Annotated in this window: 1 protein-coding gene; it reads right to left on the bottom strand. The window is 38.6% G+C overall.

Annotated elements, in window-relative coordinates; genetic code table 11:
• Nucleotides 1-220, bottom strand: a 220-nt coding sequence (locus LJE12_RS19945) for a family 1 glycosylhydrolase (protein WP_227292460.1), incomplete at both ends; no start/stop codon positions are given.

Genomic DNA, 220 nt, shown 5'->3' on the forward strand with positions numbered 1-220 from the left:
GCTCCAAATCCATTTTCTACAATAAACAGTGGTACTTTGTAGCGATCTGTAAACCAGTTCAATGAATAGCGCAGTCCGATCGGATCAATCTGCCATCCCCATTCACTTGCCTTTACATACTGGTTTTTTATACGATCCTTTTCTCCACGGTAATCATATTCCGGATTGTCTGGTTCTGCTTTTGTACAGAAAGACATATAATAACTGAAACCGATATAAT

This window comes from Blautia sp. DFI.6.71 (assembly GCF_020593585.1).
In the GTDB taxonomy this organism is placed as follows: Bacteria; Bacillota; Clostridia; order Lachnospirales; family Lachnospiraceae; genus Blautia_A; species Blautia_A wexlerae.